The organism is Paenibacillus sp. H1-7 (assembly GCF_022354825.1).
Lineage (GTDB): Bacteria > Bacillota > Bacilli > Paenibacillales > NBRC-103111 > Paenibacillus_S.
Genome location: NZ_CP031168.1, coordinates 3336941 through 3363018, shown reverse-complemented (window position 1 = coordinate 3363018; position 26078 = coordinate 3336941). Strand labels below are relative to the sequence as shown.

29 protein-coding genes and 1 riboswitch are annotated in these 26078 nt (G+C 50.9%); of the genes, 11 read left to right on the top strand and 18 right to left on the bottom strand.

Going from position 1 to position 26078, the window contains the following annotated elements; all coding sequences use genetic code 11:
• Positions 1–13 precede the first annotated feature (13 nt).
• From DVH26_RS15000 to DVH26_RS14975, 6 genes are all read right to left on the bottom strand, one after another.
• Positions 14–565, bottom strand: a complete 552-nt coding sequence (locus tag DVH26_RS15000) for a GNAT family N-acetyltransferase (protein WP_239634477.1) — start codon at positions 563–565, stop codon at positions 14–16.
• Between the two features lie 35 nt (positions 566–600).
• Positions 601–1047, bottom strand: coding sequence for an 8-oxo-dGTP diphosphatase (locus DVH26_RS14995; protein ID WP_239635379.1), 447 nt, complete (start codon positions 1045–1047; stop codon positions 601–603).
• Positions 1048–1202: 155 nt separating this feature from the next.
• Complete coding sequence (locus DVH26_RS14990) at positions 1203–1763, bottom strand: GNAT family N-acetyltransferase (RefSeq protein ID WP_239634476.1); 561 nt, start codon at positions 1761–1763, stop codon at positions 1203–1205.
• A gap of 36 nt (positions 1764–1799) precedes the next feature.
• Positions 1800–1976, bottom strand: a complete 177-nt coding sequence (locus DVH26_RS14985) for a hypothetical protein (RefSeq protein WP_239634475.1) — start codon at positions 1974–1976, stop codon at positions 1800–1802.
• A 247-nt stretch (positions 1977–2223) separates the two neighbouring features.
• On the bottom strand, positions 2224–2394 hold the full coding sequence (locus DVH26_RS14980; protein WP_239634474.1) for a hypothetical protein: 171 nt from the start codon (positions 2392–2394) through the stop codon (positions 2224–2226).
• Positions 2395–2423: 29 nt separating this feature from the next.
• Complete coding sequence (locus DVH26_RS14975) at positions 2424–3122, bottom strand: PIG-L deacetylase family protein (RefSeq protein WP_239634473.1); 699 nt, start codon at positions 3120–3122, stop codon at positions 2424–2426.
• A 139-nt stretch (positions 3123–3261) separates the two neighbouring features.
• On the opposite strand from DVH26_RS14975, the gene DVH26_RS14970 reads away from it, so the two are divergent.
• Together DVH26_RS14970 and DVH26_RS14965 are read left to right on the top strand one after the other, a co-directional pair.
• Positions 3262–3510, top strand: a complete 249-nt coding sequence (locus tag DVH26_RS14970) for a hypothetical protein (RefSeq protein ID WP_239634472.1) — start codon at positions 3262–3264, stop codon at positions 3508–3510.
• 486 nt (positions 3511–3996) lie between these two features.
• Positions 3997–4605: a nitroreductase family protein gene (locus tag DVH26_RS14965; RefSeq protein ID WP_239634471.1), complete on the top strand. Its 609-nt coding sequence runs from the start codon at positions 3997–3999 to the stop codon at positions 4603–4605.
• 248 nt (positions 4606–4853) lie between these two features.
• On the opposite strand, the gene DVH26_RS14960 is transcribed toward DVH26_RS14965, so the two are convergent.
• The gene (locus DVH26_RS14960; RefSeq protein WP_239634470.1) at positions 4854–5075 is read right to left on the bottom strand and encodes a hypothetical protein; all 222 of its coding nucleotides are present in this window, start codon (positions 5073–5075) and stop codon (positions 4854–4856) included.
• A gap of 256 nt (positions 5076–5331) precedes the next feature.
• Between DVH26_RS14960 and DVH26_RS14955 the strand changes: the two genes are divergently transcribed.
• Together DVH26_RS14955 and DVH26_RS14950 are read left to right on the top strand one after the other, a co-directional pair.
• Positions 5332–6051, top strand: coding sequence for a response regulator transcription factor (locus DVH26_RS14955; protein WP_239634469.1), 720 nt, complete (start codon positions 5332–5334; stop codon positions 6049–6051).
• A complete protein-coding gene (locus DVH26_RS14950) occupies positions 6048–7547 on the top strand; it encodes a HAMP domain-containing sensor histidine kinase (RefSeq protein WP_239634468.1) in 1500 nt (499 codons plus the stop codon). Before DVH26_RS14955 ends, DVH26_RS14950 begins: the two co-directional genes overlap by 4 nt.
• 114 nt (positions 7548–7661) lie before the next feature.
• On the opposite strand, the gene DVH26_RS14945 is transcribed toward DVH26_RS14950, so the two are convergent.
• Positions 7662–8414, bottom strand: a complete 753-nt coding sequence (locus DVH26_RS14945; RefSeq protein ID WP_239634467.1) for an SDR family NAD(P)-dependent oxidoreductase — start codon at positions 8412–8414, stop codon at positions 7662–7664.
• A gap of 229 nt (positions 8415–8643) precedes the next feature.
• Between DVH26_RS14945 and DVH26_RS14940 the strand changes: the two genes are divergently transcribed.
• A complete protein-coding gene (locus DVH26_RS14940; protein ID WP_239634466.1) occupies positions 8644–9258 on the top strand; it encodes a TetR/AcrR family transcriptional regulator in 615 nt (204 codons plus the stop codon).
• A gap of 115 nt (positions 9259–9373) precedes the next feature.
• Entirely contained in the window at positions 9374–9598 is a 225-nt protein-coding gene (locus tag DVH26_RS14935; RefSeq protein ID WP_239634465.1) for a hypothetical protein, read from the top strand.
• 49 nt (positions 9599–9647) lie between these two features.
• Here DVH26_RS14935 and DVH26_RS14930 read toward each other — a convergent pair whose 3' ends face one another.
• The 5 genes from DVH26_RS14930 to glgB all read right to left on the bottom strand — a co-directional run bounded on the left by DVH26_RS14930 (position 9648) and on the right by glgB (position 16412).
• Positions 9648–10484, bottom strand: coding sequence for an HAD hydrolase family protein (locus DVH26_RS14930; RefSeq protein WP_239634464.1), 837 nt, complete (start codon positions 10482–10484; stop codon positions 9648–9650).
• A 111-nt stretch (positions 10485–10595) separates the two neighbouring features.
• Positions 10596–12023 (bottom strand): glycogen synthase GlgA, encoded by a 1428-nt coding sequence (gene glgA / locus DVH26_RS14925; RefSeq protein WP_239634463.1) that lies wholly within the window; start codon positions 12021–12023, stop codon positions 10596–10598.
• A gap of 172 nt (positions 12024–12195) precedes the next feature.
• A complete protein-coding gene (gene glgD, locus DVH26_RS14920; protein ID WP_239634462.1) occupies positions 12196–13305 on the bottom strand; it encodes a glucose-1-phosphate adenylyltransferase subunit GlgD in 1110 nt (369 codons plus the stop codon).
• Between the two features lie 6 nt (positions 13306–13311).
• The gene (locus tag DVH26_RS14915) at positions 13312–14475 is read right to left on the bottom strand and encodes a glucose-1-phosphate adenylyltransferase (protein WP_239634461.1); all 1164 of its coding nucleotides are present in this window, start codon (positions 14473–14475) and stop codon (positions 13312–13314) included.
• A gap of 5 nt (positions 14476–14480) precedes the next feature.
• On the bottom strand, positions 14481–16412 hold the full coding sequence (gene glgB, locus DVH26_RS14910) for a 1,4-alpha-glucan branching protein GlgB (RefSeq protein WP_239634460.1): 1932 nt from the start codon (positions 16410–16412) through the stop codon (positions 14481–14483).
• A gap of 256 nt (positions 16413–16668) precedes the next feature.
• On the opposite strand from glgB, the gene DVH26_RS14905 reads away from it, so the two are divergent.
• From DVH26_RS14905 to DVH26_RS14895, 3 genes are all read left to right on the top strand, one after another.
• Positions 16669–17796 (top strand): peptidylprolyl isomerase, encoded by a 1128-nt coding sequence (locus DVH26_RS14905; protein WP_239634459.1) that lies wholly within the window; start codon positions 16669–16671, stop codon positions 17794–17796.
• 181 nt (positions 17797–17977) lie between these two features.
• Positions 17978–18841 (top strand): class I SAM-dependent methyltransferase, encoded by an 864-nt coding sequence (locus DVH26_RS14900; RefSeq protein ID WP_239634458.1) that lies wholly within the window; start codon positions 17978–17980, stop codon positions 18839–18841.
• Between the two features lie 3 nt (positions 18842–18844).
• Entirely contained in the window at positions 18845–19552 is a 708-nt protein-coding gene (locus tag DVH26_RS14895; protein ID WP_239634457.1) for an RluA family pseudouridine synthase, read from the top strand.
• Positions 19553–19674: 122 nt separating this feature from the next.
• Here the strand turns inward: DVH26_RS14895 and DVH26_RS14890 are convergent, their stop codons facing one another.
• Together DVH26_RS14890 and DVH26_RS14885 are read right to left on the bottom strand one after the other, a co-directional pair.
• Complete coding sequence (locus DVH26_RS14890) at positions 19675–20430, bottom strand: ABC transporter permease (protein ID WP_239634456.1); 756 nt, start codon at positions 20428–20430, stop codon at positions 19675–19677.
• A gap of 35 nt (positions 20431–20465) precedes the next feature.
• Positions 20466–21194 carry an ABC transporter ATP-binding protein gene (locus DVH26_RS14885; RefSeq protein WP_239634455.1) on the bottom strand — a complete coding sequence of 243 codons (729 nt, stop codon included), beginning with the start codon at positions 21192–21194 and terminating at the stop codon, positions 20466–20468.
• A 197-nt stretch (positions 21195–21391) separates the two neighbouring features.
• Here DVH26_RS14885 and DVH26_RS14880 point away from each other — a divergent pair, with 197 nt between their 5' ends.
• Positions 21392–21616: a hypothetical protein gene (locus DVH26_RS14880; RefSeq protein ID WP_239634454.1), complete on the top strand. Its 225-nt coding sequence runs from the start codon at positions 21392–21394 to the stop codon at positions 21614–21616.
• Positions 21617–21782: 166 nt separating this feature from the next.
• Here the strand turns inward: DVH26_RS14880 and DVH26_RS14875 are convergent, their stop codons facing one another.
• Together DVH26_RS14875 and DVH26_RS14870 are read right to left on the bottom strand one after the other, a co-directional pair.
• Positions 21783–22637: a bifunctional 5,10-methylenetetrahydrofolate dehydrogenase/5,10-methenyltetrahydrofolate cyclohydrolase gene (locus DVH26_RS14875; RefSeq protein WP_239634453.1), complete on the bottom strand. Its 855-nt coding sequence runs from the start codon at positions 22635–22637 to the stop codon at positions 21783–21785.
• A gap of 62 nt (positions 22638–22699) precedes the next feature.
• Positions 22700–22779, bottom strand: a riboswitch (ZMP/ZTP riboswitch).
• 38 nt (positions 22780–22817) lie between these two features.
• Positions 22818–23225, bottom strand: a complete 408-nt coding sequence (locus tag DVH26_RS14870; RefSeq protein WP_239634452.1) for a MarR family winged helix-turn-helix transcriptional regulator — start codon at positions 23223–23225, stop codon at positions 22818–22820.
• A 252-nt stretch (positions 23226–23477) separates the two neighbouring features.
• On the opposite strand from DVH26_RS14870, the gene DVH26_RS14865 reads away from it, so the two are divergent.
• Positions 23478–23645 (top strand): hypothetical protein, encoded by a 168-nt coding sequence (locus DVH26_RS14865; protein WP_239634451.1) that lies wholly within the window; start codon positions 23478–23480, stop codon positions 23643–23645.
• Here the strand turns inward: DVH26_RS14865 and gyrA are convergent.
• Positions 23642–26077, bottom strand: coding sequence for a DNA gyrase subunit A (gene gyrA, locus DVH26_RS14860; RefSeq protein ID WP_239634450.1), 2436 nt, complete (start codon positions 26075–26077; stop codon positions 23642–23644). The two genes, DVH26_RS14865 and gyrA, sit on opposite strands and share 4 nt — an antisense overlap.
• Between the last annotated feature and the right edge of the window lies 1 nt (position 26078).

Sequence of the window (26078 nt, the reverse complement as noted above, 5' to 3'; positions counted from 1 at the left end):
CCGAGCACCTCGGCTACAGCTTCTTTTTCATAAAAAAGGCTACTTCACCATCAACCATATCGCTGTTGGTGTATAAGGACAGATCGATTCCTTCCAGCTCGAAGCCGCAGTGCTTATAAAATTGAATCGCCGGAAAGTTCGTATTCTGTGTTTCCAGCACAACCGCCCTAAACTTGTGTTGTCTTGCAACGTCCGTAAGACGATTCATCAGCTCCGTGCCGATACCGCTTCGCCTATGCTTATCGGACACGTGGAAGTTATGCAGCCATAGGGTATGATTCCAGTGCTGAGGCTCGGCAATGGCTGCGCCAACCAATTCGTCGTTAACATAGCAGCCCAGCGAGCAGCCTTGCCGAATCATCTTTTCATACGACAGCAGCTCGTCGGGATCCGCCTCCCATAGTTTCCGGTAGGGCTCGTCCAAATCGATAAGCTCAACTCGGATCGTCGTTGTCAGCTCCGTCGCTTCTTTCGCAACCCGGTATTTCTTGGGGGACTCGTAGCCTGTTCCCTCGAGCCGGTCCCGCTCCTCCCGGCTGTAGCTTTGCAGCGGTCTTATGTCCATGAGAGTCTCTCCTTCATCCTTCCATTGGAGCCAAGCTACGGGTAGAGCTTAAAGGTCTCCTTCAACGTCGTATCCGTGCCGGAGTCCCATACGGAGCTCTTTTCGAACGTACCCTCCCGGAAAAATAACGGAAATCGCTCCTTAAACCAGTCCTGCATCGGCAATTCCAACGCCTGGTCCTTGTTTACCCACAACAGCTCGCCTTCCGGCGGATTGGGCAGCAGCTCCCCTTCAAACGAGGTAGCCAAGTAATTGAACACCATATACCGCAAATTATCGCCGGGATCGCAAAATTCAGTCAAGCCTTTGTACACGATCTCGGTTACCAGAAGACCGGTTTCTTCTTTTACTTCACGAATCGCCGCATCGACTATACTTTCCGGAAAATCGACTTTTCCGCCCGGAGCAATGTATCCCGGAAATCCTTTATTATCGGGTCGGTTAATAAGAAGCACTTGCTCCCGATCCTGAATCATGCACATCGTCAACAGCTTGTACGTTACACCGGAAGACACGCCATTCCCTCCAATATCCGGAACCTCTCGATCCCTCACCGATCCATTGTATATGGAGAATTCGGGAGGAAAACAAGAAATCCTTCCATATTTTCTTTCTCTATTTTAGACTTTTTCCAGATCTATTCTAGCGATTCATTCAGGGCCAAATCATACTCGATAAGCCAGCAGTCTTTCCATATTCCTTCATGAAGCTCGCGCTCCCGCAGCAGCTTCTTTTTCCGGAAGCCGCATTTTTCATATACCCTTAACGCCCTGCCATTGCTCACTTGAGGATCCATGACGATCTTCCCGGCGTTGCGCTCATGCAGCAAGTAATCTATCATCGACTTCACGAGCAGCGTACCGATGCCTTGATTCCAGAACCGGACTTCTCCGATAAATTGATCCATACCGTAGACGCTGTCTACGAAATCCTCATATCCGTATTCCACTCGCTCTTCTTCCGTAATCAAATAAAACTGAATATAACCGATCGCTTGACCGTCGTATTCGATCATGCATCTCGTTTCCTCTTCATCATCGGTATAAAAGCTGTCCAGCACCATCGGCAGGTCGTGCGGACGGTCCCGTCCTTCGTAGAAAGCAAGGACCTCGGGGTCCGATAGCCATTTGACGAGCAGGCCGGCATCCTCTTCTTGAAGCAGCCGAACCTGCAGCCTCTCTCTTTGAAACAGGATCATCGCCATATCACCTCATTAAAATAGAAGAAAGGCTATTTATTTGCCGCTCTTGTACTTTTTATAATTCAAAAAGCATGTGATCAGAAACAGTACGGCCACGATCATAAATCCGTATTTCACCAAATTCGAGCTGGAAATCCATCCGGCAAAGACGAATGCAACGGCAGCGAGCAGATTAATAATGCTTACCACCAAATAGGGGGAATTCTTCATCGAGCGATACTCCTTTGTATTCTGTGCGGATATCCGATCCATTTCCATCTTATCATACGGATTCCCCGGCTTGAACACCTGACCAAAAAAGCCTGATGCCGAAGCATTAGGCTTTTCTTCCGGATTTGTACGTATGCAGACCTTTTCTTTTGCGGGCGAAGGCGGATACGGCCCTTGCGGCCAGGCATACGCTCTCCGCTGCAATATGTATGTTATAGTACCGTGAACAAGCTCCTATAGCTTTCGCTTAGCGAATCTGGAATATGACCCACTTGTTTAATTCGACGGCATTTCTCTGAAACTCATCATCGTCCATCACAACATATTCATTCGAATCGGGATAACAAATGACATAATACGCTTTGTCTGTTTCTCTGAATAGCTTCTTGGCCATGTCTATGGCATATTGCTTCGTCAAATGAAATCCGCTCCCCCATTGTAAAAAGCTTAGTTGATACCGTCAAAAAGGCCCGCTTCCGCCTTACTTGGATACGATACCCCGCGTTCCCATGCCAGGACAAAGGACTCCAGCCTCCGGTTCTCAGGCAGCTCCCGCAGATCCCCGAAATATCTTTCAATGGCATAAATCTGGGATTGATGAGCGCGCAATGCTTCGGCTTTCATAGGCCAATCCTGCTCGGTATCGATAGTAACCGACGGCAGACGACCGCTTTGCAATAAAGTGTCCGAAGCGACATAATACAGCTTTTGTACCGATGGACATCGTCCGCTCAATACGGCAGCCGTTACGATTTTCGAAATCGTCATATGGTCCGGGTGAAAGTTGCCGCCATCCTCGGGAAAGGTAACCGCTACATCCGGCTTACGGTCGTTAAGATAGTCGATAACCCGGTTTACGAACGACGTTTCATCGACCTCCTTCAGCTTCCCGTCCGGGTAGCCCAGATGCGTCACCTCTTGAAGCCCGATAATGGCTGCGGCACGCTCCATCTCCTGTTCTCTCAGCGCACCAAGCTCTTCGTTGGACAAATGGCTTACTGCGCCATTCTTTTTCCCTGCATCGCCTCTCGTTGCCAAAAGCAGAATAGTGCGGTCGCCGGACCGTTGAAGCCGACTGATCAAGCTGGCGCACAGAAACGTTTCGTCATCGGGGTGGGCGAATAAAAATGCTGCCGTTCGGCTCATCACAATCTCCTCCTCCCTTCTATTATATCAATAGATCACTCGGGAGATAAGAGTGCAGCGGCGAATAACCGGCCCGCCCGCACGAAGATTGCTAGAATCGCATATAGTATAACATGTCCACCGGAAAGGAGGCGTCATTATGTTTGCCAAGCAAAACTATGCGTTATGTAAACGATACATGAATAAAAAGGTTCGCATTACGACCGTTGACGGACAAAAAATCGAAGGAAAAATCGTCAAATTAGACCGGAACAAAGTATATATTCAGATGCAGCGCAAAACCGGCCGGAACAAAGCCACCGTGTCTTTCTTCCCTTTTATTCTGCCTCTAGTCTTGTTCGATTTACTGGTTATTGTGTTACTGGATAGCCGGCGCAGAATATTCTAATCCTGCGTTCTTGGTCCGTACATCCCTCTGACGGAGGGATTTTTTTTGCCCGGGGAATCCTCAAGCCGTTGCCGGCTGCTCCTTGGGTTGTGGATAAGGTTCTAGCTTACATAAGCCTGCCGGATACAAATCTGAGCTGTAATAATGAAACCCGCTCTTGAAAATCATTTCCTGTTCCTTATAGGAAAGCGGATGAAGCTCTTTACAAAGTATACAGTAGTACATTAGGCGCACCCCTTAATTCCTCGTTACTTCCAATTATCATTATTTTTATGAAGAAAATATGATCATTATGCCGATTTTTGTGAAATAATTGTAAAATTATGATGTCAAAATGTCTTGGCCGTCTCGTACTATGTCAATTCATCCATTTTCGACTCCAATGCTCATTAACGAAAGTATAGAGAAAGAAAATGATGAGGTTGCTAACATTTTTCAAGTGTGATATATTACAAATAATTCCTATTGGAAAGGTGGTATTTATACATGAGTCAAGCAATTTCTGTACTAAATCAAGTCAATGAAGAGGTTCAAGCTCATCGAAAGTCCGAATACCCCATCAATCCTTTATTTTTGAACCGCTGGTCGCCTCGCTCCTACTCTTCCAAGCAAGTATCCGAGCAGGAAGTGTATACGGTACTGGAAGCGGCTCATTGGGCACCTTCTTCCTTCAATGATCAGCCTTGGCGATTTATCGTGGCTCAAACGGAAGAGCAATTAAGCGTATTTCACGATTTTCTGAGCGAGTTCAACCGGTCTTGGGCTGAGAAGGCTCCTGTCCTCATCCTGGTTGCTTCGCAGAAAGTGAGAGACAACGGGGATCCGAACGGTGCCCACTCCTTCGACAGCGGTACCGCATGGGGCTATTTGGCGCTGCAAGCCAAGCTGCTTGGTTTGGCCACTCATGCCATCGGAGGGTTCGACAGGAACAAGGCGCGTACCTCGCTGAACGTACCTGACGATATCGAGCTTCACGCTGTAATCACACTTGGATATCAAGGAGATGCGGCAGACCTTCCCGAAGCTCTGCAAGCGCGCGAAATTCCGAATCAGCGTAAGCCTTTAAATGAGGTCGTTATTCAAGGCGGATTCTAATCTTCCGGCAGCGCCGGAGTTTTTTCCAGCAGCATCCATCCATGTATTGAGTGTAAAATAGATATCTCATCCGAACAATAGGTTGATAGAACCATGACTGTCGGCTTCCCGCAATACAGTTAAGCCTGTTCCGCGTAGGAACAGGCTTTTTTCCATATATATAGAGTTTATATCGGGACTCCCCGCAAGTATCTGATTGATTTCAAAGCCAATGCTCCCACTTTGCGGGCGGGATTAGTTTACGCTGATCATTCCGCCATCCTTGCTCGCCGTGCTTCTCTTAAGTGATTCAAGCAGCTTCGAATGACTCTCTTCTTGATGATTTGCTGTCGGCTTAGCTCATCGCCATTACGAAACGCTTCGTCATGGAACGATTGCAGCAAGGCGTCCGCTGCGGCTGCCGAGGCCGCTTCCTCCTGCTGAAGCAAGTAATAGGCTGCACGGTAAGCGTATACCTCGAATTGCCTCAAGAGGCTAACCTCCTGCTCCGTCTTCCGGATCCCACACACAGGAACGCGCATCATCCCAGGTAACCGCGCCAGTGCCCCTGACCTCTCTTCTCGTGCATTCAACCGATCATCCTCCCTGTAGCCCGCTCTCTCTTTCATTGTAGAAGCAGCTGTCGGCAAAACTTAGGAACATGTGTGGAAAAAGTGTGTAAAAGCCCATCTGTATCCCTGTTTCTGCTACAATGAACGAGTACAAACCGCATGGAGGACTATAGCTATGAGTCAATATTTCATCGCCGTCGTGGACGACGATTCCAATATTAGAGACATCGTGGAAGCTTATTTGCGCAAGGAGGGCTATCGAACCGTCGGACTAGGCTCCGCCGAAGCCGCATGGGACTTATGGAATACCGATACGCCCGATATGTGGATCTTGGATATCATGCTGCCCGGCATGAATGGATACGACTTTTGCCGGCAAATTCGCAATATAGCCGAGGTTCCGATTATCATGATCTCCGCGAAAGATGAAGAAGTGGATAAAATATTGGGCTTGGAGCTTGGAAGCGACGATTATCTTACCAAGCCGTTCAGCCCGCGTGAGTTGGTCGCCCGGGTCAAGCGTCTGTTTCATCGTTATGCCGGCTTCAAGGATATAGCTGCAAAGCCGACGATGGAAGGCGGTAAAAAGCAGCAGCTTGAAATCGGAGACCTGCGCCTGTCTCTCGATGAAAGAAGAGTGTTCTGGTGCGGCAGCGAAACGGAGATGACCGTGAAGGAGTTCACCTTGCTCCAGACGATGGCCGAACAGCCGAACCGCGCATTTTCCCGGGACGAGCTGCTCACATTGGTATGGGGGAACGATTATTTCGGCAGCGACAGGGCTATTGACGATTTGGTTAAGCGGCTGCGCCGCAAGCTGAGCGACCTTCCCATCGAAACGGTGTGGGGATACGGCTACCGTCTCCGTACAATGAAGGAGGAGGAATTACAATGAAACTGATGTACAGGCTCCATTTGTCCTTCGCCATTTTGCTTGTATGCATTCTAGCGCTGGCCGCAGTCGTTATCTACCCCCTGATGATGGAAACGTTAATTGACGGCCAGCGAAAAGAAATGCGCGAGCAAGGAACGCAGCTGATGCAGATTGTTCAGCTGCAGCCCTCGGTTGCTCTAAATACGCCCTACTCGACTCGCACGCCTTGGACGGAAACAGACCCTGTTGTTCCCAAAACCGAGTCCGCGCCGACCAAGCCTGAGCCTGCTCTTGCTGAATCTGCCGCTCAATTGATCCCCTCCGCTATCCAGCTGGATATCAAAACAAACGCGTTGCTGGTAGAACCGGATCAAAAGGTATCGTTCAGTACGCTGCCTCAAGATCAATCGTTGGAATGGGCCAATATCGTAAAGAAAAATATGACTACGGGCGGCGACGTCTGGCAAGGCTCCGACGACCAATACATCGTAGAGAAGCTGCAGGTGCACAATACAACAGCAACAGCAACAGCCGTATCCGCCGTTCCGGCATCCACCTTGGTATTAACGTCACCGCTCAGCAAAATCAAGCTCATGCAAATCGCGCTGTTCAAAAGAATGATGATTTTGTTATCCGCAGGCGGGCTGCTTGCCTACCTTCTCAGCGTGATCATTACACGGAAGCTCGTCACTCCTCTGATCATGCTTAGAAAAGAATTGAAAAAAGTCGAGAACCGGCGGTTCTCCGACGTTCGGCTCGTGAAATCTGCCGGAGAAATCGGCGATGTGGCAAAGACGGTATTTCAGCTTGCCGGCGAGCTGGATAAGCATCAGCGGACGCAGAAGCAGTTTTTTCAAAACGCTTCCCACGAGCTCAAGACGCCTCTGATGTCCATCCAGGGGTACGCCGAAGGAATTCGGGACGGCATATTTATCGGAGAACAAGCGGACAAAGGGCTGGATGTTATCGTCAACGAATGTGACCGGCTGAAGAAAATCGTTACGGAAATGATCCTGTTGGCCAAGCTGGAAAGCGAGGATGGCCTGTTCCAGACGGCAGCCGTTCCGGTCGAAGAGCTGGTGACGGAGACGATCGAGCGCATGAACCCGCTCCTGATGCAAAAAGGACTGAGCATTCAAGTGAAGAATGCCGCTCCCTCACTTCAGCCGCTGTTTATTGATGCGGATCGTGAAAAGCTGCTTCAAGCACTTATTAATATTGTCGGCAATGCTGCCAAATATGCTCAAGATACGATCCGCATCCAAATTACCCAGCATCATGATAAAGGAACTTGCCTTGAAATAGCCGACGATGGAGAAGGAATTCCGGAGGAGCTGCTGCCGCAGCTGTTTCAACGGTTTATGAAAGGGAAAAACGGAGATACCGGACTCGGTCTCGCCATCTCGCGAGCCATCGTGGAGCGCTGCCGCGGACAAATCTCCGCTTACAATCAGAAAGACGGCGGTGCGGCGTTCGTGCTTCATTTTCCCGCCAGCCAGGCAGTACCGCTGTATTGACTCTTATGAGCACAAAATGAAAAAGGATAGAGCTCAGAAGGTATCTGAACTCTATCCTTTTTATTATAGCTGGCTTGCATTCTGTTGTTTACCTTGCCAGCAGCTTTACGGAGTTTACTTGGCGATCCAGCCTCCGTCAATAACAAGCTCCGCTCCGGTAACGAATGAGGCCTCGTCAGACGCCAAGTATAGGACACCGTAGGCGATATCGTCCGCTGTTCCGAGACGAGGCAGCATGGTTTCCGCTTGAAACCAGCCTTTTACCTGCTCGTTGGCAATTTCCTTCACGGTCATAGGAGTTTCGATTACGCCAGGGTGAACGGAATTGACACGAATATAATCCTTGGCCAGCTCCGCTGCAGCTGATTTCGATAGAACCCGCAGCGCTCCCTTGGAGGCTGTATATCCGTTCGTACGGTTCATGGCCACGATTCCTGCGACAGACGAAATGTTCACGATCGAACCGCCGCCGGCTTTTCTCATTTCAGGTACTACCAGCTTCATTCCCAGAACGGCTCCGGTCAAATTGATATCCATGACTTTGTTCCAATTTTCCATCGTCAGGTTATCCAAGGTTTGGTCCGTGCTGATTCCGGCGTTATTGATCAGAATATCGATTTTGCCGAAGGCTCTTACGCCCTCCTCTATCACATGCTTCCAATCTTCCTCGGAGGCCACATTATGCTTAACGGCGATGGCCTGACCGCCCTCTGCTTGAATCTCTGCGACGACTTGCTCCAGCTTCTCCAGCTGCAAATCCGTTGCAACGACTTTAGCCCCCTCCCGGGCAAACAATCTGGCTTCAGCGGCTCCTTGTCCCATAGCAGCACCTGTAATGACAGCGACTTTTCCTTCTAAACGCGGCATATATCTTCATCCTTTCTGCAGTTGAATTGGGTCCGGTGATCGGACGCTATTCCTTAGAGAAGTGTGGTTTGGTTTTGCATCATGTTGTATAATCGACATAGTGTCGATATATTTATTATAGCTGATAGCGCGAAATGTACAACCAACACGTTTTCTGCAGATGTCGACTACTTGACATATGACCGTATAATGTCGATCATGTCGGGAAACTTAAACAAGGAGAATCGTTATGTCTACCCATAAACCGAAGCAAGATCCAAGAATAACCCGAACACATCAGCTCTTGCAGGATGCATTACTCGATCTGATCCGGGAGCGCGGCTTCGATAAACTTACCGTTCAACAGATTGCAGAACGTGCTACATTGAACAGAGCGACGTTTTATTTGCATTATCGCGACAAGCATGATTTGCTGCAGCAAGGTATGGATGAAGTTTTGCAGCAGCTGGTCAACAACATCCGCTCCCAAACGGAATCGGAACGGGTTGACTTCCGCAAGGACAAGCCGCACCCGACCTTTATCCGCATGTTCGAGCACATCCAACAGCATTCCAAGTACTATCAGGTTATACTGGCCGAACAGAAAATCCCGCATTTTATGACGCGTATGACTGAAGTGCTGTCCGACTTTGCTTCCGAAGGCATCTCGGCGGTGGAAGCGGAGTCGGAAGCGTATCATCTTACCGTACCGAAGGAAATGGCGGTGCGTTATGCGGCCTCCGCCTTCCTGGGCGTGATCATATGGTGGCTGGAGCAGGATATGCCTTATTCGCCGAAGTATATGGCTGCCAATCTGATGAAGCTTGTCATCAAGGGCCCTTACTTAAATAGTCCGTTTCAATAAACTCTTCTCATCACAAAAAAATAGACATAATTTCATCCTCGTCTTGCATAGAATGAATATCATGTCCAAATAGGAACAAGCATGAGCCTATAGTGAGAAGGGGAGTTGATTGCGCGTGTGGGAAAGCGTATTAAAGAAGGAGCAATGGGAGATTCAGGTCGATCAGGATCATAAATCCATTCTGCTTCATGTTTCCACAAATGCAGCGAATAATGAGAAAATTTCGCTTCAATTGGATCAAGCCGAGCTCTTTGAGCTGCTGCATACATTCTTATCGATCAACCGGTCTTTTAATAATGAAACGATGTATTATGATGATTTGGCGGGAGACCATTCCTAGACCATTAATGGCTTCCATGAAAGGCCCGATGCGAATCGGGCTTTTTCCTTTACTGCAGCGCCTGGATGAACCTCGCCACCCCGTCATCGGAATTTGCCGCTATCACTTCATCGGCCAGCGTCTTTAATTGAGGCTGGGCGTTAGCCACCGCGATCTTTTTTCCCGCTGCCTGGAACAAGCCGATATCGTTCAGATTATCCCCGAACACAACAATGTCCTCCGGCTTACAGCCGACATGCTTCGCCCACAGGAGCAACCCGTCCCTTTTATTCGCGTTGGCATGGCTGATTTCCAGAAAATAATGATTCTCGATATAGGCATCGGGCATCAAATGAAGATGAACCCGTTCACCGTAATCTCTTTGGATGCAGTCTGCCAATGGCTGCAGTTCATCGATGGTTCCGATAAAAGTAAGCAGGAGCGTTCTGTATGAACCGGGACAAGCAAGCTCCATTAATTCATGGAACCTCTTGTCGTTCGGCCTGCTTGCGGCAAATTGCCGCTCCCCGCTTCGTATGAAAGGCTCGTGCAGCACCTTTTCGTTATCCATGTCATCCAACGCGAAAAGTAACGGGCATAACAAATAGCCGGATTTGGCATAGCGGATCAAGTCATTGGTAATATCGGAATCCAAAAAAGCCCCGTCCAGCACACGGCGTTCCAACGGGTCAAAGAGGAGCGCACCGTTATATAGAAGCAAAGGGTGCTTCCAAGGAATGGCGCCGGCCACCGAGTTTGAGCTGATATAGCTTCTCGCGGTAGCGTAGCTGATGACCATGCCTTTACCAAGTGCCTCCTTAACTACATCGACTGCGAATGGAGACAGAGAAGCATCCGGTTGAAGCAGTGTTCCATCCAAGTCCGTAACGAGGTAATGCTTGTTCATAACCGACCGTCCTCTATTCTTGATATGGAGAAAGATGGAGAAAGCCAGCGTCTACAAAGACACTGGCTTGGTTCTCGCGCTCTGCCGTTATTTCGGCGAAAGAGTCCTATACTACTTGATCAGCTGCTCGTATAAGGAAGCATACTGCTGGGCCGACTTGCGCCAGCTGAAGTCTTTTTTCTTCAGATTCGCCATCAGATTGCCCCAGGCTTCTTCTTCATGATACGTGGCAATGGCACGCTCCACCGTGTACAGCATGTCGTGGGCATTATAGTGGGCAAAGCTGAAGCCGGTGCCTTCCCCTGTCGATTCGTTATAAGGCTGCACCGTATCCTTCAGACCGCCTGTTTCGCGCACGATAGGTACGGAACGATATCTCATGGCGATCAGCTGGCCGATGCCGCATGGTTCAAACTGGGACGGCATAAGGAACAAATCGGAGCTTGCATAGATTTGCCGCGCCAAGCCTTCGTCGAACAAAATATTCGCAGACAGCTTGTCCGGATATTGATCGGCCGCCCAACGGAACAACTGCTCATACCGGTGCTCACCTGTCCCCAAGATGACCCACTGCGCGTCCAGAGCCATCAGCTCGGAGATTACCCGGTCGATTAGAGCAAGCCCCTTCTGTTCAACCAATCTCGTAACGAGCGCTATCATCGGAATGTCCTTGTTGACGGGAAGACCGAGCTTCTCCTGCAGCTTCACCTTGTTTTGCTGCTTCTTCACCAGGGAATCCCGATAATTCACCTCCAGATGAGGGTCGGTCATTGGATCGAATTCCGTGTAGTCGATGCCATTGACGATCCCGTGCAGCCTTTGGCTTTGGCTTCGCATCAGGCTGTCCAAATACTCGCCGTAAAACGGCGTTTGGATCTCCTCCGCATACGTCGGGCTGACCGTCGTAATAGCATCGGAATAAAGCAGTCCGCCCTTCATGAAGCTCCCACCGCCATACTGCTCCAGCGCATATCCGGTGAAATGCTCGTCACCCAATGCAAAGAAATCTTTGAACTGTTCTTTGGCGAAGACGCCTTGATATTTCAGGTTATGGACCGTCATCACAGTTTTCATATGCGCGTACTCCGGCTGATAACTGAAATGAGCGCGGTACAGCACCGGGATCATCCCCGCCTGCCAATCGTGGCAGTGAATGATGTCCGGCATGAAATCGATGTGCTGGATGGAATCCATGACAGCACGGCAAAAGTACGCGAATCGCTCGGCGTCATCCCCGTAGCCATAGCAGCCGCGGCGATGAAAGTAAAATTCGTTGTCGATGAAATAAAACGGAATGCCTTCGTGCTCGAGCTTCAAAATCCCGCAGTACAGCTTCCTCCAGCCCATTTCTAAAGTAAACGTGGCGACGGTCTCCATGGCTTGCGTATAAGCTGCCGGTATGTCTTCATACTTGGGGAGTATGACTCTGACGTCGATTCCTTGCTTGGCCAATTCCTTCGGCAGCGAACCTATTACGTCCGCCAAGCCTCCGGTCTTGGCAAAAGGTACGGCTTCCGATGCGGCAAATAACACTTTCATGGCTTCCTACCACTCCTTTATTTTTAGAGGTTGTTCAAAAAGTAGTCTTTTGATCACGGAGCAGGTCATGAAGTTATTTCGACATCGAATCTTCCGTTCACCTTCGACCCTACTTTTTGAACCCTCATTTTTATGCTTGTTGGGAGAAATCCCCCAACAAGCTGATTTCCTATTAGATTACTTTGGTTTTGGAAGCGATAAACGGTGCTTGTTTGTCACCGGTGAGCACCCGGCCTCTGCTGATGAATACGTCCTTATCCAGGATGGCATTTTCAATAATGACGTTTTCTTCAATTTCGCAGTTTTGCAGAATGATGCAATTTTTTACATATGCGCCTTTGCGTATTTTGACACCGCGGAACAAGATGCTATTCTCCACCTTGCCTTCGATTACGCAGCCGTTGGCAATCAATGAATTACGGGCATGCGCGTTGTCGGCGTATTTCGCCGGCGGCTCATCTTTTACCTTGGTATAAATAAGGTTCTTTTGGAAAAACAGCTCCCGCCAAACTTTCGGGTTCAGCATTTGCATGCTGTGCTTATAGTAGCTTTGAATCGTATTCACAATGCCGGTGTGACCGTCATGCAAATAACCGTACACGCTGAGCTTGTCGATATTCTTCATGATGCCGTCGCGAACGAGGTGATCATAGCCCTGAGCGAGGCACGATTCGACCATATCCAGCAGCAGCTCTTTGTGCATGACGAAAATTTCCATCGAAATGTTGTCGTTGCGCAGCCGTCCCGAGTGGTCCTCCATGACCGTAACTTGCCCGTCTTCCTTGACGGCCAATCGGCGGAACTTAGCGAATTCCTCTTCATCGGCACGCTTGTAGACGACGGTGATATCCGCATTTTTCTCCAGATGGTAATCCAGAACCTCATTCAAGTCGATGTTGCAGACGATGTGACTGCGGGAAATGACGACATAATCTTCGCGGGCGCGATAGAAGTAATCGCGGTGGCTGTAGAATTGGAACAAATCGCCGCGGGCCATGCCGGTTGTTTCGTGCAAAATGGCGGGCAAAATAAACAGTCCTCCGCGCTTGCGGTCCAAATCCCATTCCTTGCCGGAGCCAAGATGGTCCATCAGCGATCGGTACTTGTGCTGGGTGAACACGGCTACATTCTCGATTCCCGAGTTGACCATGTTGGACAGCGTAAAATCGATCAGCCGGTATCTCGCTCCGAACGGAACCGAGGCCACGCATCGGGAATAGGTCAATTCTTCCAATTCATCCGGCTCATTCACCAGATTGATAACGCCCATCATTCGCTTCATACGAGCTCACCCTTTCACGTTGGCCATCGTCGCCACACTGATGTTTTCGTTGCCGCCTATCAAGACGATGTGGGACTGGTCCTCCGGATCTCCGATGACGCAGCCGTCTTCCACAACCGTGTTTTCACCGATAATCGCTTTATATATTTTGACGTTGTTCCCGATACGCACATTCGGCATGATGACGGAATCTTTAATGAAGCTTCCCTCGCCTACCTGTACGCCGTAGAATAAAACGGAATGATCCACTTCACCAAATACGCAGCATCCTTCATTAACCAATGAACGGCGTATTTGTGCTGTCGGCGCTACATACTGCCCTGGCTGGCACGGATTCACGGAGTAAATTCTCCATTCCCGATCGTTTAAGTTGAACTGCGGTTCATTTTCCAGCAGGTCCATGTTGGCTTCCCACAAGCTCTCGATCGTGCCGACATCCTTCCAGTACCCTTCGAACGGGTAGGCATACATTTTCAAATTTTCCCGGAGCATGAGCGGAATGACGTCTTTTCCGAAGTCCTTGCTCGACTCCTCGTTGCTTTCATCCTTGGTCAAGTACGCCTTCAGCACTTGCCAGTTAAATATGTAAATGCCCATGGAGGCCAGATTGCTCTTCGGCTCCTTCGGCTTTTCCGCAAATTCGGTAATTCGTTCGCTATCGTCCGTGCTCATGATCCCGAAGCGGCTGGCTTCCTCCCACTTCACTTCGATCACGGCAATGGTCGCGTCCGCGCCCTTCTTTTTATGAAAATCCAGCATGAGATCATAGTCCATCTTGTAAATATGGTCGCCGGAAATAACGAGTACGTACTCGGGATCGAACTGTTCAATGAAGGAAATATTACGGTAAATCGCGTTCGCGGTCCCTTTGTACCAATCTCCTCCCTGCTGCTCCATATAAGGCGGAAGCACGGTCACTCCCCCGTTCTTCCGGTCAAGATCCCATGGCGTCCCAATGCCTATGTATGTATTAAGCACCAGAGGCTGATATTGAGTCAGCACACCCACCGTGTCTATCCCCGAATTCGTGCAATTGCTGAGCGTAAAATCGATAATCCGGTATTTGCCGCCAAAATGCACCGCCGGCTTCGCCAGCTTATTGGTCAATACCCCCAAACGCCGCCCTTCACCCCCTGCGAGCAGCATCGCTACACATTCTTTTTTGCGCATCGAACCTATCCCCTTTCTCTTTTTCCAGTAGTTGCTTTACGTCGGATCTTGACAGGCTTCAATACGACGGTTGCTAACGGAGGAATCGTAATATGCAGGCTGCACGGTTGAAAATGCCATGTAACGTTTTCCGTCTTCAGCTTTCCTGTATTCAGTTGTCCCGAGCCTCCATACACAGGAGTATCGCTGTTAAATAACTCCGAATATTCACCCGCAAACGGCACGCCAATCCGGTATTTTGCATGGGTTACCGGGGTGAAGTTGCATACGATAATAAGAAAATCCTTAGGGTCGTTCGATTGTCTGATAAAAGATACGATGCTCTGGTTGCGGTCGTGCGGATCAATCCAGGTGAAGCCTTCCGGCCGGTGATCAAGCTCCCAGAGTGACTTTTCCTGTAAATAAAGGCGGTTTAAATCGTGGACGTATTGGTGCATTCCCCGGTGACTGTCATAGCCAAGCATCTCCCAATCCAGATCTTCAAGATCCTTCCATTCGTCGAATTGCCCGAATTCGCCGCCCATGAACAGCAGCTTTTTCCCTGGATGGCCCATCATATAGCCGTAGAGCACTCTAAGATTGGCGAATTTTTGCCAGTAGTCACCCGGCATTTTGTTAAGAAGCGATTTTTTGCCGTGCACGACCTCGTCGTGAGATAACGGCAGTACGTAATTTTCGGAGTAGGTGTACATGAACGAGAACGTAAGCAGATTATGCCGGCCTTTGCGGAAGTAAGGATCGGTTTCCATATAGCGCAGCATGTCGTTCATCCAACCCATGTTCCATTTGTAGTTAAAACCGAGACCTCCGTCATGAACCGGTGCGGTGACAAGCGGCCAGTCGCTGGAATCCTCCGCCATCATCAGTGCATGCGGGTAGTTGGAGAATACCGTGACGTTCAGCTTTTTCAAAAATTCGATGGCCTCGAGATTCTCGTCCCCTCCACGCGCATTCTTGACCCATTTCTCTCGCGGCTTGCCGAAATTCAAATACAGTAAGCTGGCAACGGCATCCACTCGCAAGCCGTCGATATGGAACATATCCATCCAGAACAACGCGTTGGAAATAAGGAAGCTGACGACCTCGGGCTTCGAGAAATCGAACGACAGCGTACCCCACTGCTCCTTCTCCGCCTGCGACGGATCGTTATACTCAAAGAGCGGTTGTCCGTCGAAATGGCGCAGGCCGTGATCGTCCTTGACGAAGTGACCCGGGACCCAGTCCATAATGACGCCAATGCCGTTCTGATGGCACCGGTCGACGAAATACATGAAATCTTTGGGCGTTCCGAAGCGGCTCGTCACCGAGTAGTAACCCGTAGCCTGATAGCCCCAGGAACGGTCGTACGGATGCTCTGCCAAGGGCATGAGCTCGATATGGGTATACCCCATATGGACTACATAATCGACCAGCTCATCGGCCAGCTCCCGATAGGTGTAGTATTCGTCCCCCGTCTTCTTCTTCCATGTTCCGGCATGAACCTCGTAAATATTCATCGGCTTGTCGTAAGGCGTCTGCCTTGCGGCCTGCTCCTGCCAAGCCTGGTCCTGCCACTCATAGCCTTCCAGCGAATAGACTCGCGATGCCGTTCCAGGCTTCAGCTCGGAATAGAAAGCATACGGATCTGCCTTCCATACCAGCGTCCCGTGGGATGTGACGATTTCGTACTTGTAATACTCGCCTTCCTTGACGTCGGGAACGAACAAGCTCCATACACCCCAAGTGCTGATTTTGCGAAGTACATGCTGGCTTCCGTTCCAGAAGTTGAAATCCCCTATAAGCCGTACTTCGCGAGCGTGCGGCGCCCAGACGGTAAACCGAACGCCAAGGGTTCCTTCATGTTCCGTAAAATGCGCTCCCAACACCCGGTAGCTTCGGAATAAATTTCCCTCATGGAACAGGTAAAGATCTTCCGGACCGGGGATTACGCTCATCATAGGTCATCCATCCCCTTATTGTTCAATTTTGCGGCCTCTATAAATCAAATACTACATCGGGCAGCAAATTCCTTTCCGCAAATTTTAAATTGTTTTGTAATTCTAAATTCGACCTCTTTTTCCATTCCAGGCAGGAGATTCCTAATCCACTTAGAATAACTTGTAGAAGACCATATCACAACTTTGACAACTGACATCGACATACTCGACGCAACAGTTGCAAGTACATGAGCTTGGAAAGGATGAAGAAAGTCACATGAACGACAAGGTAAAAGGATTGCTGCTTGGACTATCGCTAGGCACGCTGCTGACAGGAACGGTTGCCTATGCGAGCGGAACCCAGATTGAAGTATATTTTCAGAACATCAAATATATGTTTGACGGTTTTGAGAAAAAACCGGCCGAAGATCAAGGACAAGGCTTTATTTACAACGGCACCACGTATGTTCCTCTCCGGTTTGTGAGCGAAGCGCTTGGCAAGGAGGTTCAGTGGGACGGCGATACCCAGACTGCATGGATCGGGAGAAAAATCGACAGAAGCGCGGTTATCGCTACTTACCCGGGGGGCCAAGTGACCCGTGGCGATTATGAAACATATTTGGCCATCATCCAAATGGCCGATCCGCAGCAAAAAAGCGCAGAGCAAACCGACGCCTACAAGCAAAGTGTTATTAACCGCATTGCCGGCTCGCGAATCCTGCTCGACAAGCTAAGCGAAGAAGCGAAGGCGGCGATTCCTTCCGCGGTGGATGCACAAATGAAAGGAGCCGCTAACTTCCTGCAGTCGAACGCCGAAGAGATGAGCAAGCACGGCGTTACCGAGGAAGACATCCGACTGTATGTTCGCGACGGAGTTATTCTCGACAAGTGGCTGCAGTCGTTTACTGACGAAGCCGGACTTAGAGCCGCTTACGATAAAATGGTTGCCGCTAATGATGAGAGTGTCGTGAAGGCTTCGGTCCGCCATATTCTCATTATGAACACGGATAAAGATAAAAAACCGCGCACCAAGGAAGTCGTGGCCCAAATCGTGAAAGAAGTGCAGGACAAGCTTCGGAACGGCGAAGATTTCGCAGCGCTGGCGAAGCAGTATTCGGAGGATATGGGCTCGAAGGATAACGGAGGCCTCTACAAGGACGAACCGATAACCCGCTGGGTGGAAGCGTTCAAGAAGGCAGCCCATACGCTTGCGCTGAATACCGTCAGCGATCCGATTGAGACGGAATACGGCACCCATATTATGCGTGTGGAAGCGCGGGATTTCATCCCCTATGCCCAATTTAACGATACCCAGCTGGCGGAGACCATCATGGACTCTCATTACCAGCAGTTTATGAATAGCGAGCTGCCTTCCCTCCTGCAAATCGTGGAAATACCGAAATAACGGCTTGCGCTTAAGAACTCCCGCAGAGGAAAGCCTTGGCTTGGGAATCAATCCGAATCCATTGCTTATATTGGTAAGAAAGACCGGCGGTCTCCCTCCGGTCTCTTCGTCATGGCATTGCACGTGCAATTAGTGTAAAATGTGGTAGATGTATATTGACAGAAAGAAGGTACCCGAATTCATGTTTGCTGCACACGATTGGAAGGATTACGAATTAATCGATACAGGGGATGGAGAAAAACTGGAGCGCTGGGGCAACATTGTGCTCCGCCGGCCGGACCCGCAGATCATTTGGCCGCTGCCTAAAGAGACAGGCCAATGGCGGGGCGCCGACGCTCACTATCATAGAAGCTCCAGCGGCGGCGGCCAGTGGGAGTACAAGAAGGAAATTCCGGAGCGTTGGACGATTTCGTACGACAAGCTGTCGTTCCACATTAAGCCTACCAGCTTCAAGCATACCGGTCTGTTTCCTGAGCAAGCCGCCAACTGGAGATGGATGATCGACAAAATTCAAGGCTCAGGCCGCAAGATCAAGGTGCTGAACCTGTTCGCCTATACCGGCGGGGCAAGCGTCGCTTGCGCCTATGCCGGAGCGGAAGTATGCCACGTTGACGCATCCAAAGGGGTCGTTCAATGGGCCAAGGATAACCTGCAGCTGTCGGGTCTCGGAGACCGTCCCGTTCGCTTCATCACGGACGACGTATTCAAGTTCGTCCAGCGCGAGCAGCGTCGCGGAAGCAAGTACGATGCTATCATCATGGACCCTCCTTCCTACGGCCGGGGCCCGAACGGAGAGACGTGGAAGCTCGAGACGAATCTGTATCCGTTCGTGGAGTCCTGCATGCAGATCATGTCGGACAGGCCTTTGTTCATGCTGATCAACTCGTATACGACGGGAATTTCCGCTACGGTATTGAAAAATATTTTGGCCATGTCGATGGGCAGATCCTACGGCGGTCAAATTACTTGCGGAGAGATCGGCTTGCCGATCACCGCATCCAAGCTGATGCTGCCATGCGGCATTTTGGGTCGTTGGGAGGCGTAGCCGATGGCGCCGGCCTCTCTTCCTTCCGTTCCCGTGCTGTATGAGGACAACCATATCATCGTCGTCGTCAAGCCGGTCAATGTTCCGACGCAGGAGGACAACTCCCACGATCCCGACCTGCTTACGATGATCAAGCAGGACCTGAAGCACCGGCACCACAAGCCGGGCAACGTGTATTTGGGGCTCGTCCACCGCCTGGACCGTCCGGTAGGCGGCGTGATGGTATTCGCCAAAACGTCGAAGGCCGCTTCCCGGCTGTCCGATGCGGTTCGTACCCGGTCCATCCGCAAGGTTTATACGGCGGTGATCAACGGCAAGCCGAAGCAGCCGCAAGGCACCTTGACCCACTACTTGCTCAAGGATCCGAAGACGAATATGGTTTCGGTCGTACCGCCGAACAAGCCCGGCGCTAAAGATGCCGTTCTTGATTACCAGGTGCTCGATCATCAAGAAGGGCTCTCGCTAGTGCAAGTCGAGCTGCATACAGGCAGACCGCATCAAATCCGCGTGCAGTTCGCCGCTATCGGCTGTCCGCTCGTAGGGGATCAGCGGTACGGAGCACATTTGACCAAGCCGGGACAGCAGATCGCCCTTTGGTCAACGGAGCTCAACTTCGAGCATCCTACGACGAAAGAAACGCTTCGCTTCAGCTCCAAGCCGCCTAAAGCTTATCCGTGGTTTCTGTGGGCCGAACGAATGCAGCTGCAATGAGAAAACTATGCTCCGCAGCCCCATAGCGGAAAAAAAGCCTAACGACAGCCTTTTCGGCTTCGTTAGGCTTTTTCAATTCGACAATCCTTTTCGACGAATAGCGGCAAAAGGCTCCAAATTATTCACGAGCTCATCGGCTTCAGCCTGTCACCCTCCGTAAACCACAGCCGGTAGCTGATCAAGCTGAGCACAATGCTTGTCAGCGCAGCCGACGACACCAGCGCAAACATAATGAGGATCTGGTATCGGACCGCTTCAACCGGGTTCGCGCCCGCCACGATCATCCCGGTCATCATGCCGGGCAGCTGTACGAGTCCTACCGTCTTCATTCCGTCGATAGTAGGGATCATGCTCGCTTTGACCGAGCGCTTCAATGGCTCATGGATCGCTTGACGCGTCGTCGCTCCAAGCGACAGCAGCGCTTCGATCTCTCCTTTGGAGGCGTCCACCTCCCGTATCATTTGGTTAATGAACAGCCCGGAAACGATCATGGCGCTCCCTATGGTAATCCCGCTCATAGGGATAATATATTGAGGAGTCGTTTCGATGATCCGCAGCCCAAGCAGCAGTGCCATAGTCGACGCTTCGGTAATCGTAATGGCGATGGCGATTCTCCAGCGGATGCCCTGAAGCCCCTTCCCTCTGCTCCCCGCATTCCATGAGGCTACGGCAATCATGGAGCATAAAATAAGAAGAAGAAAAACAGGATTTCGCGCGTTAAACACAAATTGCAAAACGTAGCCGATGAGCAGCAGCTGAACGGCGGAACGTACCGTGCCTATCGTAATCTCCTTGCTGAGGCCAAGCTTTTGCCACATGGATATAAGGATAGTAATCGCAATAAATAGCAGAGTCAATATTAGTGCTGTATTGGACATGCCGCTCTCTTCCTTCCTGTTCCGTACCCCGACGGTTATTCATCGTCCCGCGGAATGAACTGCCTGGCCGCCTCCGTCACCTGCTGGTTGAAGAAAATACTCGTTTCGCTGTTCTCCATCAGCGTATGCTCAGCCATAAACCATACCCGGTCACTGGTGTGACGCGCTTGCTCCAGATCGTGAGTCACCCAAATCATAGCGGTCCCTTCGTTCCGATGCCACGCAAGCAGCGTCTGTTCTACAGCCTGCTTGCTGTGCAAATCCAGGGATGCCGTGATCTCGTCCAGCAGCAGCAGCTCCGGCCTGAGAAGCAGTGAGCGAACGAGCGCCACGCGCTGCTTCTCTCCTCCGGACAGGTCGGATGCACGCTTGCCCCAATCCATGCTGCCAAGTCCTACGTCTTGGAGCAGCTTGTGAGCCAAGGCTTCCTCGAATGGCTGCCGATGAAGCTGGCTTACCGCCCGCAAATTATCCTCCACGCTGCCGTGTAGCATGACGGCGTGCTGGGCCACATAGCAAACCTGCTTCCTCCACTCCTGGGGCGTCCATTGCTGCTGGCTCCTCTCCTTGAACCATACCGTCCCTTCGTCGGCTGCATCCAGTATGCCGATAATTCGCAGCAGCGTGCTTTTCCCTTGTCCGGACAAGCCTAACAGAGCTACGATGGAAGGCGCTATGATTTGCGCGTTAACATCGGCAAATAATAGGCGCTGCTCCTCTTGTTGGCGAATCTTTTTCTCCAGCTTCCGAATTTCCAGTAACATGTATCGTTCACATCCCGATTCCCTCTGTTCAATAGTGTCCGCACCCTTGCGTCCGTTTGACGACTTGTCTATTATAGCGCATTTCCAACACTTGGTGCATGAGAAGTTGAATACGACTCAAACTGCGGCGGATAGGGTAATGATATAATAATCCGACGATTCGTCAGAAGACTTCCCAAGCTTAGGAGGAACAAGCGATGGCTAATGATAAGAGAAACTTGATAGAGGATTTGTTGTGTTTAAGAGTCAAATGGAACCCCGGCAGCGAATATCCCCTGAAAGCGCAGGCAGCCTGGCTAGAGGCCGTGGAACGCGCGGTGGAAGCGGAATCTGCGGTTGAACGGCTTCTCCAATCCATAACCGAAAAAGATAGGGAGATTGAACGGTTACGCAGCCTGGTTCACGGTGTGCCCGGGAGCTGAGCTTCCATGGGAGCCGAATGGCCATCGAGCCGACCGAACCGCCCAGCGATAGCGGCAGCCGAACAAGATTCAGTTCATGACGTATCTCCCACAACAGAAAAAACACCCAAGCCTTTGCCCGGATCCGAACGACCGCACGAAGGCTTGAGTGTTGCTTGGCAAGTAGTTATACGGCACGCGCGCTTGCTCTCTCCGCCGCATCCACTGTATGTTTGAGCAGCGTGGCAATCGTCACAGGACCGACTCCTGCAGGGACCGGTGTTATGGCGCTCGCCCTGCCAAGACAAGCGTCATAGTCGACATCCCCGACGTTACCCGGATTATACCCGGCATCCATGACGACCGCGCCCGGTTTGATCCAATCGCCCTGAACGAATTTCGGCTTGCCGACGGCAGCCACAACGATGTCCGCCTGCTTGACGATATCAGCCAAGCCGTTCGTTTTGGAATGGCATATCGTCACCGTCGCGTTCCGGTTAAGCAGCATAAGAGATACGGGCTTGCCTAGAATAGGGCTCCTACCGATGACGACGGCATGCTTTCCTTCCAACGGCAGCTGATACGCATCCAAGATAGCCAGTATTGCCGCTGGCGTACACGATGGATACAGACCGAAACCGAAAGCAGTCTGGGCGAAGCCTAGCGTTGTGACCCCGTCCACATCCTTCTCGATAGCAATAGCCTCAAAAGCCGCCCGCTCGTCAATGTGATGCGGTACGGGATGCTGAAGCAATATGCCGTGCACGGTCGGATCTGCATTGAGCTCCCTTATTACTGCGAGCAGCTGCCCGGTGGTTGTTTCCCCGCTCATCTGAATCCGTTTGGATTCCATGCCAAGCCGTCTGCAGGCGTTGCCTTTCATTCGGACGTACGTTTCAGAGGCAGGATCATCGCCTACCAGCACCGTAGCCAAGCACGGAGTTATCCCCTTGTCCGTCAACCGGGCGATTCGCTCCTTCAGCTCCTCTTTGATTTCGCTTGCTACACTCGCGCCATCCAAAATCATGCTATTCGTTTCCATAACCATCCATCCTCTCGGCTTGAGTAATGTAAAAACGCAAAAAGGCAAGGGATACGATCCCTTACCTTTGCCCAGGCGTACGGCTAATGTTTCTATGTGCTCCCTCATGGTTACCCATGTTCCGCCAGTTACACATAGCTTATGTACGTATATCATAACGCTATTTTCAATCAAGATCAACTAGGCGTTCGCAACTTTCCCCAATAAATATACCAGTACCTGCTGATTGTGGGAGGAAATCCGGCTTAAATAATTTTGCAGGAAATGATCCCGAATCTCTTTTCCGCGCTGGCATTCGGTCTTCCCTTTGTCCGTTACCTGCACCCAGACGATACGACGGTCCTTCTCATCGCGCTCCCGCGTGATCAGCTCCGCCTTCTCCATCCGGTCGAGCAACGTTGTAATGGCGGCCGGCGTCGTAGCCAAAAACTCAATGAAATCGGACGGCTTCATTCGCTCGTGTCCCGATAGCAGCTCCAATACGGTCAATTGTCCTTCCGTCAACGTTGGCGCGAGCTCCGTCTCCATATGATTGCGCAAATCTTTGGATAGCTTCCACCATAGCTTAGCAAATTCGTGAGTAACCACAATTCATCACTCCTGCATCTACTTTTATTGCCTTCGTCCGCACTTGCTCCAAGATCGGTAGTACCGTCACCATCTGTGCTGTTACTAATATTATACCATTGACAGCCCAAGGTTTAAAGGTTAACGCTATAAATATTTTAAGACATTAATCGATAAAAAACAGGCACATTAGACCTCATTCAACATATATTGCATTATGGGCACATGAGGATCGGCGGAGCTTGTCAATTCATGCGAAGGAGCGATGCGGTAATGGAAGCGTGGAAGCAGATGATCGGAGAGAAAGCGCTGCAGAAGGGCATAATAAACGACCCACAATGGCTGGAGAGACTTGATGATTCCATGCCAGTGTGGGCCGTCCTTGAAATGTTCATCCAATTAATAGAAAAAATGGAGCCTAACTACAACAGCTACGATTAATCCACCTTCAGCAGGTCGACGATCAAATCGGTCTTAGGCACTGAAATGACTTGTCTGCCTGTAGATTTGCGCTGCTCGATCGGCGTAGCTTCGGACGAGAAGGACATTCTCTCTCCGCTCTGCAGAACGGCCGTAAGCAGCAGCTCCTCCTTGACGGTATACGCCTTGATAAGGACGTCGCCGTTCGGTCTTACCCGTTTGCCTTCCCGGAACTCGAACGTGAAAATTCCTTTACCTCCCCGGCCTTGAACCGGATAATCCAGTATGAGAGAGCGCTTAGCATAGCCAAGGTCGGAAATGACGAGAAGCTCTCCTTCCTCACCTTGAATCCATTCGGCACTGACAACCTCATCGTCGTCCTTCAGCTGAATGCCGCGAACGCCGCCGGCTGCTCGTCCCATTGGATTAACCTCATCTTCCCTGAACCGGATCGCCATCCCCTGCTTCGTCACCAGCAAAATATCCTGGTCGTTCGTACTCACGCGCACATCGATGATCGCGTCGTTCTCCCCTACTTTACAAGCGACGATACCGTTCGAACGATTCGTCATATATTCCTTCAGCTCAGTACGCTTCACCTGTCCGCGCTTGCTGACGAAAACAAGCGATTTGCCCGGATCGTCAAAGTCGCGAAGCGGAATGACGTTCACAATACGGTCATCCTTCGGAATCGGAATGACATTGACGATCGCCGTTCCGTTCTCTTTCCACTTGTACTCGGGAGCCTGATGTACCGGAAGCAGATAGTACTGGCCTTTCTGCGTAAAGATCAGCAGGTTGTCGAGCGTATTGACCTCCAGCAGATATCGGACGTAGTCGCCCTCCTTGAGGCCGGTCTTCTCCAGCTCGCCGCCCGAACGGGTGAACGAGAGCTTGCTTGTCCGCTTAATGTACCCTTCATTGGACAAGGTGACGAAGACGTCCTCCGCCGTTATCATGACCTCGAGATTTACCTTCAGCTCTTCCACTTCGTCCTGAATATCCGAACGGCGGTCCACTCCGTACTTACTGCGAATGCCGGACATTTCATCTTTGATAACACCCATCAGCTTCTTCTCGCTGCTCAAAATACCGCGCAGGTAAGTGATCGTCTTCTGCACATCCTTCAATTCCTTCTCGATGGAATGAATCTCAAGATTGGTCAGCCGGTACAGCTGCAGCGTAAGAATGGCGTCCGCTTGACGCTCGGTAAAGCCGAACTGTGCAACCAAGTTGTTTTGCGCATCCTGGCGATTTTTGGACGCTTTGATCGCCGCGATGACTTCGTCCAATATGTTAAGCGCTTTGGCCAAGCCCTCCAACACGTGAGCCCGATCCTCCGCCTTGTCCAGCTCATACTGGGAGCGGTAGGTCACCACTTCTTTCTGATGCGCTATATAGGCTTGAAGAATTTCTTTGACGCCAAGCTGCCGAGGCGTCTTGTTGACGATAGCCACCATGTTGAAGTTATAGGTGACTTGAAGGTCCGTCTTCTTGAACAAATAAGCCAATATGCCTTGGGCGTCGGCATCCTTCTTAAGCTCTACAACGATTCGAAGCCCGTTGCGTCCGCTTTCGTCACGGACAACGGCAATGCCCTCGATCTTCTTCTCGAGACGGATGTTCTCCATCGCGGTAACAAGCCGCGCTTTGACAACCTGATACGGAATCTCGGTAATGACGATTTGCTGAGCGCCGCCGCGCACCGTCTCAATCTCCGTACGGGCACGGATATAAATGCGGCCTTTGCCGGTAAGGAACGCTTCCCGAATACCGTCCGAGCCCATAATGATGCCGCCCGTAGGGAAGTCCGGCCCCTTGATAATCTGCATCAGCTCGTCGAGCTCCATCTCGGGCCGTTCCATCAAGGCAATACAGCCGTCGATGACTTCTCGCAGGTTATGCGTCGGAATTTCCGTCGCGAAGCCGGATGAAATCCCGCTTACTCCGTTCACAAGCAGGTTCGGATAACGGGAAGGCAGCACTACCGGCTCCTTCGTCGTGTTATCGAAATTATCTTTAAACTGCACGGTGCGCTTCTCAATATCGCGCAGCAGCTCCATCGCGATTTCCGATAAGCGGGCTTCGGTGTAGCGCATCGCGGCTGCAGGATCGTCGTCCTGCGAGCCCCAGTTGCCGTGACCGTCGATCAGCACATGCCCCATCTTCCACGGCTGCGCCATCCGGACCATGCCCTCATAAATCGAAGAGTCGCCGTGCGGGTGATAGTTACCCATCACGTCGCCGACGGTTTTGGCCGATTTCCGGTATGGCTTATCGGGCGTATTGCCGGCATCGTACATGGCGTACAATATACGCCGCTGAACCGGCTTCAAGCCATCCCGCACATCGGGAATCGCGCGGTCTTGAATAATATATTTGGAGTAGCGACCGAACCGGTCGCCAACCACTTCTTCTAGAAATGCAGGTAAAAAGCTTTCCAATATCGTCACG

Coding starts and splice junctions, on each gene's coding strand:
- DVH26_RS15000 (WP_239634477.1), bottom strand. CDS start 565: ATGGACATAAGACCGCTGCAAAGCTACAGCCGGGAGGAGCGGGACCGG.
- DVH26_RS14995 (WP_239635379.1), bottom strand. CDS start 1,047: ATGTGCATGATTCAGGATCGGGAGCAAGTGCTTCTTATTAACCGACCC.
- DVH26_RS14990 (WP_239634476.1), bottom strand. CDS start 1,763: ATGATCCTGTTTCAAAGAGAGAGGCTGCAGGTTCGGCTGCTTCAAGAA.
- DVH26_RS14985 (WP_239634475.1), bottom strand. CDS start 1,976: ATGAAGAATTCCCCCTATTTGGTGGTAAGCATTATTAATCTGCTCGCT.
- DVH26_RS14975 (WP_239634473.1), bottom strand. CDS start 3,122: ATGAGCCGAACGGCAGCATTTTTATTCGCCCACCCCGATGACGAAACG.
- DVH26_RS14970 (WP_239634472.1), top strand. CDS start 3,262: ATGTTTGCCAAGCAAAACTATGCGTTATGTAAACGATACATGAATAAA.
- DVH26_RS14965 (WP_239634471.1), top strand. CDS start 3,997: ATGAGTCAAGCAATTTCTGTACTAAATCAAGTCAATGAAGAGGTTCAA.
- DVH26_RS14955 (WP_239634469.1), top strand. CDS start 5,332: ATGAGTCAATATTTCATCGCCGTCGTGGACGACGATTCCAATATTAGA.
- DVH26_RS14950 (WP_239634468.1), top strand. CDS start 6,048: ATGAAACTGATGTACAGGCTCCATTTGTCCTTCGCCATTTTGCTTGTA.
- DVH26_RS14945 (WP_239634467.1), bottom strand. CDS start 8,414: ATGCCGCGTTTAGAAGGAAAAGTCGCTGTCATTACAGGTGCTGCTATG.
- DVH26_RS14940 (WP_239634466.1), top strand. CDS start 8,644: ATGTCTACCCATAAACCGAAGCAAGATCCAAGAATAACCCGAACACAT.
- DVH26_RS14930 (WP_239634464.1), bottom strand. CDS start 10,484: ATGAACAAGCATTACCTCGTTACGGACTTGGATGGAACACTGCTTCAA.
- glgA (WP_239634463.1), bottom strand. CDS start 12,023: ATGAAAGTGTTATTTGCCGCATCGGAAGCCGTACCTTTTGCCAAGACC.
- glgD (WP_239634462.1), bottom strand. CDS start 13,305: ATGAAGCGAATGATGGGCGTTATCAATCTGGTGAATGAGCCGGATGAA.
- DVH26_RS14915 (WP_239634461.1), bottom strand. CDS start 14,475: ATGCGCAAAAAAGAATGTGTAGCGATGCTGCTCGCAGGGGGTGAAGGG.
- glgB (WP_239634460.1), bottom strand. CDS start 16,412: ATGATGAGCGTAATCCCCGGTCCGGAAGATCTTTACCTGTTCCATGAG.
- DVH26_RS14905 (WP_239634459.1), top strand. CDS start 16,669: ATGAACGACAAGGTAAAAGGATTGCTGCTTGGACTATCGCTAGGCACG.
- DVH26_RS14900 (WP_239634458.1), top strand. CDS start 17,978: ATGTTTGCTGCACACGATTGGAAGGATTACGAATTAATCGATACAGGG.
- DVH26_RS14895 (WP_239634457.1), top strand. CDS start 18,845: ATGGCGCCGGCCTCTCTTCCTTCCGTTCCCGTGCTGTATGAGGACAAC.
- DVH26_RS14890 (WP_239634456.1), bottom strand. CDS start 20,430: ATGTCCAATACAGCACTAATATTGACTCTGCTATTTATTGCGATTACT.
- DVH26_RS14885 (WP_239634455.1), bottom strand. CDS start 21,194: ATGTTACTGGAAATTCGGAAGCTGGAGAAAAAGATTCGCCAACAAGAG.
- DVH26_RS14880 (WP_239634454.1), top strand. CDS start 21,392: ATGGCTAATGATAAGAGAAACTTGATAGAGGATTTGTTGTGTTTAAGA.
- DVH26_RS14875 (WP_239634453.1), bottom strand. CDS start 22,637: ATGGAAACGAATAGCATGATTTTGGATGGCGCGAGTGTAGCAAGCGAA.
- DVH26_RS14865 (WP_239634451.1), top strand. CDS start 23,478: ATGGAAGCGTGGAAGCAGATGATCGGAGAGAAAGCGCTGCAGAAGGGC.